Genomic DNA, 8,367 nt, shown 5'->3' on the forward strand with positions numbered 1-8,367 from the left:
CAGTAAACAAACAGGGTTTATGATAGATATGTTTATTTTGAGTAGATAATGGATAATTCTCAATTATCATTGATTCATATTAAAATCTATTTCAGGAGAAGATGAATACTATGCTTTTTTTCTGTTTTTCGAGCAAAGACCGACACTCAATAGTAGAATCCATTTTATTTCATCTAACTAATTATGGATTACCAGTCTGGTATGATCGGCATAAAATGTTATTAGGCGATGAACGAGATAATAAAAATTTTGACGAAGGAGTAAAGGCCTGTAATTATTCAATTATTATTTTAAGTGCTAATACAATTGCATCCGAATGTGCAAATGAGGAAATTGATTTGATTTATCAGAGATATAAACAGCATAAAATGTATGTGTTTCCTATATTTTTCAATATAAAAGCCAGTCAATTACCAGAAAAATATTGTTGGATGAAAAGATTAGTTTATAAAGAACTTACTGTTGCAAATGATTCGCGAAGTGCTTGCAATCATATTATATGTAAAGTGACCTTAGATGAATTGCAAAAGTATAAAATCAAAACGATAAATGAATATTTAAAACTTTATAAAAATAATAAGGCATTTTCTTACCTCACAGAATTAATTGATTCATATTGCAAAATAAGTGATGAAAATCATAATGCACAAATTGCATTACTATATGCTGGATGCCTTTATATCAAAGAAAAATATACTTCTCTTGTCTTATAAGAAGGATTTTTCTCAAACTTTTCCACACATTCACATAATGTATCTAAAATCTGTTCACGCGCATTCGCTGGCCATTTTTCTGGCTTCTCAGCTGTTTCTTTCTCATAATACATTTCACTGCCCTTCCCTTCATATAAAATTAAAAGCAATTCTTTTCATCTTGAATCAAAATCAACATGATTATATTATATCCTCAGAATCTGCTTTTTTCCAGCAAAATAACGCCCCAGCCATAAAGCCAGAGCGTTACATACTTTCCATATCAAATTACCTTAAACTTTTTCTGTGCCATCGACTTTTCCTTTATAATTTATCAGTCTCCAAAATTTCTTTTTTCGAATCTTAATTTTCTGCTCTTCAGCACTATATTCAGCTTGATAAAAAGTAAAATCTGATAATTCGTCCTTATGCTTTATCAGCTTATCCAGAATCTGTTTTTTATCATATTCACTGGTTCTGATTCCAAAGATAACACCTTTCAAAAGGTTCCAATCAAATGACATATTCTGCTTTTGAGGAACATCAAATTCACCAAATGTATTTGACACAGCTACCCTAAATTCCTTTTCATGTTCCCAGTTTTTTGTCTTGCGATAGGTTTTCGCATCATAGATCTTCCAGTAACGTTTTCTCCATTCCTCTACATCAGAAAATGCTTCATAACAGGAACTGACGCCGTCTACTCCAAGTAACCATTCTCTTATTTGAACCATAGTCAATCGTCCTAATGTCTGGAAAAAATTACATTCAATGGACTCTCCACCATAAGAAATTGCTCTTACATCAAGAGGAATATGTCGCCCTCCTACCTTAAGTTTTGCCTCGTCACCTGTATCATAAATCAGACATACACCCTTATGACAATCTGCATAGTTTCCCCACATAGCAGAATTATCATTTTTTTTAGAAAAACAAACAACATAGCTTTTGGGGTATATCATATCCCTCAACTGAGCCACAAACACTTTTGGAAAATCAGCCATAACAATTAACCACTTTCTATGCTGTTGAACTACTGAATTGCCATCATTATTATATATTTGTTCTTCAGAGCCTTTACCATGAAGAAATATGTCGTTTTCTGCACCTTTCATTATATAGGAGAATTCCTTCATTTCCTCGAATATTTCTTCCATAGATTCAATTGTCTGGACACGCATTTTTTCATTAGAAAAGACTTTCTTTATTGCATCTACTAATTTTTCTACAGAAAGTGAAAAATTAAGAAGTTTAATCTGTTTCTCAGCTTCCTCTGCAGGTACAAATTTATTTTTCTTAAATTCTTCCAGACACTTAATTAGTGCATTATTATGAATATAAAAAAGAATATATTGAAGTTCCTTTTCTGATACTTTCAAACAATTGTCACCATAAACTCCTGCCAGATTTTGTACATCTGTATCCGTTATGAACTCTTCTCCTAATTTCAATAAAATTTTCTCAAAAAAGTTATTTTTATAGCAATGAACATCTGCAACCAAAGTACCATGATATAACGTTTCATCATCGGCTTTCAGAATATAGAGTTCCAGTGCACGCGCTACGCTATATATATAATGTCTGAACAATCCCTCCCAGGCCATCTTATCTCCCTGCCAGAAAACACGTACAAACCCTTCCAACGGATCATTTAACTCTTCTTTCGATGCAAAATGAAAAGTGCCATTTTCAATTTCTAATAATGCACTGTTTATTGAACGGTAGTGGTATAATTTCATTTTTTCCTTCTTTCGATAAATTATTCAAATAGTTATGATGAAGTCTGCTCTTCATAAACCATGGATTGACATGCAGCTTCCTATACGAAAGCTTAATACCTATCTTCTATTTTTTCTTTGTGAATATCCATTTAGGTATTATTACCGTTTCATAACCAACTCTCACTTCGAACATGTAGTAAAAAATCTATCGTACCAGATAAGGAATGTTAAAACTGTCCAGATTTTACGGCTGTTATCTGCTTTTTTATCTTTATGGTCGTTCAGAAGCTGGAGCAGTTTCTCTGTATGGAAAAATTCTTCTGCTTCTTTCGAGGTAAATAAATCTGTTACCATCTGATACCAGTCATTCTGCCGCAGCCACACACGGATTGGAATGGGAAAACCAAGTTTCTTCCGTTCATTGGTTTCCTGTGGAAGAAATTCTGAAACAGCTTTACGGAAAATATATTTGGTTGTACCTGCTGCAATCTTGGCTTCTTTCGGAAGCTTTGCTGCAAAGTTAAAAACCTCTTTATCCAGAAATGGTACCCTGACTTCCAGGGAATGTGCCATGCTCATTTTATCTGCTTTCTGCAAAATATCGCCAGGAAGCCAGTAGTTCAGATCTACAGACTGCATTTTTTCCATGTCTTGAAGTGAGCCTCTGTTTTCTGACTCAAGCTCTTCATAAAATTGACTTAAATATTCCTGCGTGGAAGGTCCTGTTACTTTATTTTTCAAAATCTGTGCTTTCTCTTTTTCACAGTAAATATATGCATTTCCGATGAAGCGTTCTTCTACTTTCATTCCTGCGCGGATAAGGAAATCCCGTCCTTTCACGTCTGGCAGCTTTGCAGCCAGTTTTCTGACAGCGCGTCTGAGCACGAACGGAATCCAGGCAACTTTCTTTAATGCTTCAGGCTCTCTGTAAATATTGTATCCACCGAAAAGTTCATCTGCGCCTTCCCCGGAAAGGACTACCTTAACATGTCCGGCAGCCTCCTTGGAAAGAAAATAAAGTGCAACTGCAGAGGCATCCCCAAGTGGTTCATCCATATGATACATCACATCTGGAAGGGCGTCCCAGAATTCCTGCTTGGATATGATTTTCACATGGTGTTTCAAGCCTGTTTTTTCTGCCACTTTGGCAGCTTTGTTGACTTCACTATATCGGTCTCCCTCATCAAATCCCACTGTGAATGCCTGATCTGCGCCGGAGGCAAGAAGCCAGATACCCGGAGTCCACTCCCCCGGATAAAAACGCGCCGACTTCCACATCGCTTAACATGTGGTGCTTCACCGAATCCTTTAAAATCTCTGCAAGCTGGCTCCGCAGCTGATCCATATTCGTCGTACGGTTCCACTTGCCAGGTGTAAGCTTTGTTTTGAAATAAGTCTTTATTTCATAGTTTCCGTTTTTATATAAGAGCATATGTCCGGGCATAAGTTTATAGATTCCCTTAAAAAAGGTCTCTTCCAGAGGGGCATATTGAAATGACAAATACTGCTCCAGGGCCTTCTGATTTACTTTTCTTTCATAGCCTGGAAATGCAAGAATACTCTTAATTTCAGAAGCAAATACAAAGTGTCCATCTATTTCGGCATAGTACACAGGCTTAATTCCAAAGAAATCCCTTGCAAGCATCAAAGTCTGCTCTTTTTCATTCCATACTGCAAACCCAAACATTCCCCTGAGCTTATCCAGTGCCTTCTCCCCATACTGTTGAATGGTATTTACCAGAACTTCCGTGTCAGAATGGGTACAGAAAGAAATGCCGGAAGCCTCAAGTTCTGCCCGCAGTTCCTTATAATCATAGATTTCCCCATTAAAAACAATATGCAGGTTTCCGTCCGCACTTTCCATAGGCTGCTGCCCATCTTCTAAATCAATAATACTAAGTCTTCGAAAGCCCAGCGTAATCTTCTCCCTGCAAAAAGAGCCTTCACTATCCGGGCCTCTATGTTCAATGGCTTTCATCATCCTTTCAATTACTGTCTTCTGATCCTGTCTGTAACCTGTAAATCCACAAATCCCGCACATTTCTTCCTCCGTATCCATTTGATGTAGTTTAGACACTGCAACGACTTTTGTTACAGTCCAAAATTATTTTTACCGATATTTTATCATAAAAATGTCTGTTTGTTGTAAAATAAAAATGTCTTTCTTATCAAATACTTATATTTCAAAATAGCTTTTATATCTCATATAACATTTTATAAAAAAAGAAATGTTTTCCATTCCCTTATTTGCTTACGGAAAACGTTTCTTTTCATTTACTCTTCATGAAGATTTCCGTTCTCATCAGATCCAGGTTCCGTCTCCGTTATTGTAAAGGACTCTGGATTCTTCATCACCTTCACCTGCTGCTACAATTTCCATTCTGTTCATCAGAGGTGTATTATTCCAAAGAACAAGCATAATATCCAGTTCTGATTCTGGAAGTCTCTGATATGTTTTTTTCACGCTCTCATTCTCCCTCTTTCTACAAATGTAGGAACGATTTTATTATATCATATCAGTCTATTTCTGTATAGCTGTTTCTATTCTCATCAGAGATTTCGCTTTTAGTTTGTTACTGTTCAAAGGTATGTATAAGTCATTGTAAAAAGTGACGAAATTATTTTCTCTATTTTGTGGATAATTATCTTCAGCAGAAAAAACTGTATTTATAGTTTTTTCTGCTGTTCTTTTTCACAAAAGTTATACACCGAATCCTATCCATTCTTTCAGACAGAGGCCTTATATCTACTCATTTCCAATCTTATAATGGAGATTTATCCACAGTCAGATTGCCCAATGGGTCATTTCCGGAAATTCGCTTTTTTCCTGCATTTCTGCTATACTTTTTTCAAGAAAGAGAGGTTGTTTTTATGGAGATTGATTTTATACAGGAACTAAAAAAACGTGATGAACTTCTTGACGGCTATCTCAGGCAGATCGAGATCCAGGAGGAATTCATCCAGAAACAGAAAGAGCTGATCGAATATCTCGAGGATCATATCTCAAAGATCACAGATATCGTCGGCAGTGTTTAGCAGGACTGTACCGGAGGAAAACGTATGCCTGATACTTATGATCATATCACTCTCATGTGTCGGCTGAAAGCTGCACAACGCAGAAACAAAGAACTGGAATCTGGTGAAAGATATATCCAGTTAGAAGAACTTCATCAGAAAGAGTACAACGTTTATGAACATAAGATTGAGAAGCTGAAAAAAGAACTTGCAGATGCGCACAAAGAAACGATCCGTGTGCGCAATTACTGGTTTCAGGTACTGGAGGATATGCTCCGGGAGTTTGAAAAGGCACAAAAAAGGTCCGCGCAGGAACTCCGAAAAATGGAGATCCGTGCACTGAATGCAGAAAAGCAAAGAGAGGATGCACTGGATAAAGCAGCCGTTTTCAGACATCAGTTTTATGAAGCGGCATCCAGACTGGAAGAAGAACAGGGAAAGAATCTGAAACTACGGGCACAGATCAACCGTGATTATGAAAACTCTTCTATTCCTTCTTCAAAAGCAGTACGACGTAAAAAGATCACAAACAACAGGGAAAAAACAGGCAGAAGACCAGGCGGGCAGCCCGGCCACAAAGGGCACTGCCGGAAAAGACAGGAGCCTACACAGCCAGTTATTCTTCTTCCTCCACCTGAAGAAGTGCTCGAAGACTGTGCTTTTAAAAAGACTGCCAGGACCATCGTAAAGCAGATGGTAAGTATCCGTATGGTCCTGAATGTAACGGAATATCATGCAGATGTTTATTATAACAGTCATACGGGAGAACGTGCACATGCAGGCGTTTTCCAGACGGAGTTATCGATGATGTCGAATTATGATGGCAGCATACGGGCATTTCTGTTCCTTCTGAACAATGACTGCTGTACATCCATTGATAAGAGCAGGGCATTTATCTGCCAACCTGACGGGTGGAAAACTGAGAATTATTTCCAAAGGCATGATAGAGCCAGGGACTAAACCGGAGTTTGCTTTTCATAAAAACTGAGCCTGAACGCCAGGTCTGCCTATGCAGGAATATGCTGCTTTCCCCTGTTATGCATACAGATTGTACAAATGCCAGGGAAAACGGAAAGAGCTGCCAGGTATATGTCTGTGCAACACCGGACGGAAAAGCCCTGTACTTTGCCCGCGAGAACATGCACAACCATCTGTTGTTCCTGCATGATATCCGGGTACCTGCCACGAATAATGAAGCCGAAAGGCTTCTAAAGAATTATAAGCGGAAACAGGCGCAGGCCGTGACATTCAGAAGTTTCGAAAACATCGCTTATCTCTGCCAATGCATGAGCATGCTTGTTTTGATGCGCCTTGAAGATCCGGCCAATATATATGACAGAGTGTCCAGAATATTTGGATAAAGAAAACCGATGGCTTTGACTGTTATCAGTCTACACCATCGGTTTTCTCAAGTCCAGCTAACCCTTGAACAGTAACTTAGTTTTTTGGCTTGTGCATTTTTATAAAAAATATCAGGCGTTTTCCTCCGGTCAGTTCCCCTTCATCCTTTTCCGCTCCGTCCCTCGACTTCAGCATTTCCTGCCCCAGGATCACATGCGGTTGCTTTTCCAACAGTCATGCAGACCACACTCCGGTGGAAATATTCCATTTCACCTGCACGGTTTTTCCGGGTAAGGCAGTCCGGACAGGATTTTTTTGTGCTGCTGAACAGTTCCACCTCATCAATTCCGGCCACCACATATCCACCAATGGTCCCCTCCCGGAATACACGGTTCTTTTTTAGTGTATCGATCGGCTGAACCGTATCAAACTTATTATTCCAATAGCTGCAATCAAAAGCAGCGACCGCAGCTATATTTAAGCCTTGTACATATAAAAGTGCACAGGAACAGTAACAGGCAAGAGCCGATCACATTACAGTTAACCATCCAGTCTATTACTTTACCTGTGCATGAGTTCACTATCATATCTCAATTTGCGCTTTTTATTCTGAGTATCTGGATGAAGCAATGCATTTTCACGTATTCCGCTATCTTTCAAAGCCTTTGGATAAAAAACGCTTCCTCAGAAATTTTCAGGACGCATTAGCTTACTACAACACTATGACTCAAAAGATTCCGATAGAAACTCATGATGGAATATATACTGTTCCATATTCCCATATTATTGCCATTGAAGCTCAGGTAAGAAAGGTGATCATACATACGATAAAAATATTCCGAATTTAAAAATACCTATCTTCTGTATCTTGAAAGTATGAGGTAAAACTATAGGGGACATGTAATCTTGCTATTTTTCAGATTCGTAGTCGAGGCGATTGTTATGTGGCATTACTCATCCAGCCTTTTTCTGCCAAAACACTCTGGCAAAATGAGAACTGGTTGCATTTGTCTGCTGTATTGTACTTTATTTCTGTTCTCTCTTATAGATAAAGTATGGAACATACATTATCGTATACGAAATATTTTTTCTTACTCTTTGACTATTTTCCGAAGTATTCCATCTTCCATCTCATATACTTCATCACATAGAATCTCTATATCCTCCCGATTATGACTTGCCAGTATAATCAGCCTATTTTCATTCTTCATCTTCAGCAAAAGCTCCCGGATTTCTGCTACACCATTTTTATCAAGGCCATTCATTGCCTCATCCAAGATCAGGATTGGTGGATCTTCCATAATAGCCTGGGCAAGTGCCAGCCTCTGCCGCATACCAAGCGAGAATTTTCCAACCGGGCGTTTCAATTTCGAATCAAGTCCAACTGTGTTTAACACTGAATGCAGATATGATTTATCTGGTCTATTTCGTATCGTGTACAGAAATTCAAGGTTATGGTAAGCACTCCAGTTTCGTAAGAACCCAGGATCTTCGATAATGATACCTGCTTCTGTAAGCATGTCCTTATCTTTTCCCATTACTTTTCCATTTACAGAAACCGTTCCTTCATCACAGGACAGAAAGCCACAGATCGTCTT

8 protein-coding genes and 1 pseudogene are annotated in these 8,367 nt (G+C 38.2%); 4 read left to right on the forward strand and 5 right to left on the reverse strand.

The window, feature by feature from the left end:
- The first annotated feature begins 101 nt into the window (after nt 1-101).
- Complete coding sequence (locus AC075L_RS05525; protein ID WP_118409247.1) at nt 102-713, forward strand: toll/interleukin-1 receptor domain-containing protein; 612 nt, start codon at nt 102-104, stop codon at nt 711-713.
- A gap of 272 nt (nt 714-985) precedes the next feature.
- On the opposite strand, the gene AC075L_RS05530 is transcribed toward AC075L_RS05525, so the two are convergent.
- The 3 genes and pseudogenes from AC075L_RS05530 to AC075L_RS05540 form a co-directional block, all read right to left on the reverse strand.
- Nucleotides 986-2,194 (reverse strand): DUF2971 domain-containing protein, encoded by a 1,209-nt coding sequence (locus AC075L_RS05530; protein ID WP_173745200.1) that lies wholly within the window; start codon nt 2,192-2,194, stop codon nt 986-988.
- Between the two features lie 399 nt (nt 2,195-2,593).
- A pseudogene (gene asnB / locus AC075L_RS05535) lies at nt 2,594-4,454 on the reverse strand (asparagine synthase (glutamine-hydrolyzing)).
- Between the two features lie 261 nt (nt 4,455-4,715).
- Nucleotides 4,716-4,877, reverse strand: coding sequence for a hypothetical protein (locus AC075L_RS05540; RefSeq protein WP_476387307.1), 162 nt, complete (start codon nt 4,875-4,877; stop codon nt 4,716-4,718).
- Between the two features lie 407 nt (nt 4,878-5,284).
- Here AC075L_RS05540 and AC075L_RS05545 point away from each other — a divergent pair, with 407 nt between their 5' ends.
- From AC075L_RS05545 to AC075L_RS05555, 3 genes are read left to right on the forward strand one after another with little or no spacing between them, the layout of a single operon-like run.
- Nucleotides 5,285-5,449 (forward strand): hypothetical protein, encoded by a 165-nt coding sequence (locus AC075L_RS05545; protein ID WP_172678295.1) that lies wholly within the window; start codon nt 5,285-5,287, stop codon nt 5,447-5,449.
- Nucleotides 5,450-5,473: 24 nt separating this feature from the next.
- Entirely contained in the window at nt 5,474-6,388 is a 915-nt protein-coding gene (locus AC075L_RS05550) for a hypothetical protein (protein ID WP_476387308.1), read from the forward strand.
- Nucleotides 6,389-6,447: 59 nt separating this feature from the next.
- Nucleotides 6,448-6,789: an IS66 family transposase gene (locus tag AC075L_RS05555; RefSeq protein WP_243873498.1), complete on the forward strand. Its 342-nt coding sequence runs from the start codon at nt 6,448-6,450 to the stop codon at nt 6,787-6,789.
- 140 nt (nt 6,790-6,929) lie between these two features.
- On the opposite strand, the gene AC075L_RS05560 is transcribed toward AC075L_RS05555, so the two are convergent.
- Complete coding sequence (locus AC075L_RS05560) at nt 6,930-7,124, reverse strand: hypothetical protein (protein ID WP_173699885.1); 195 nt, start codon at nt 7,122-7,124, stop codon at nt 6,930-6,932.
- Between the two features lie 736 nt (nt 7,125-7,860).
- A partial coding sequence (locus AC075L_RS05565) for an ATP-binding cassette domain-containing protein (RefSeq protein WP_476387309.1) occupies nt 7,861-8,367 on the reverse strand: 507 nt, incomplete at its 5' end.

The organism is Blautia sp. ZXY-1-B12, from assembly GCF_056339915.1.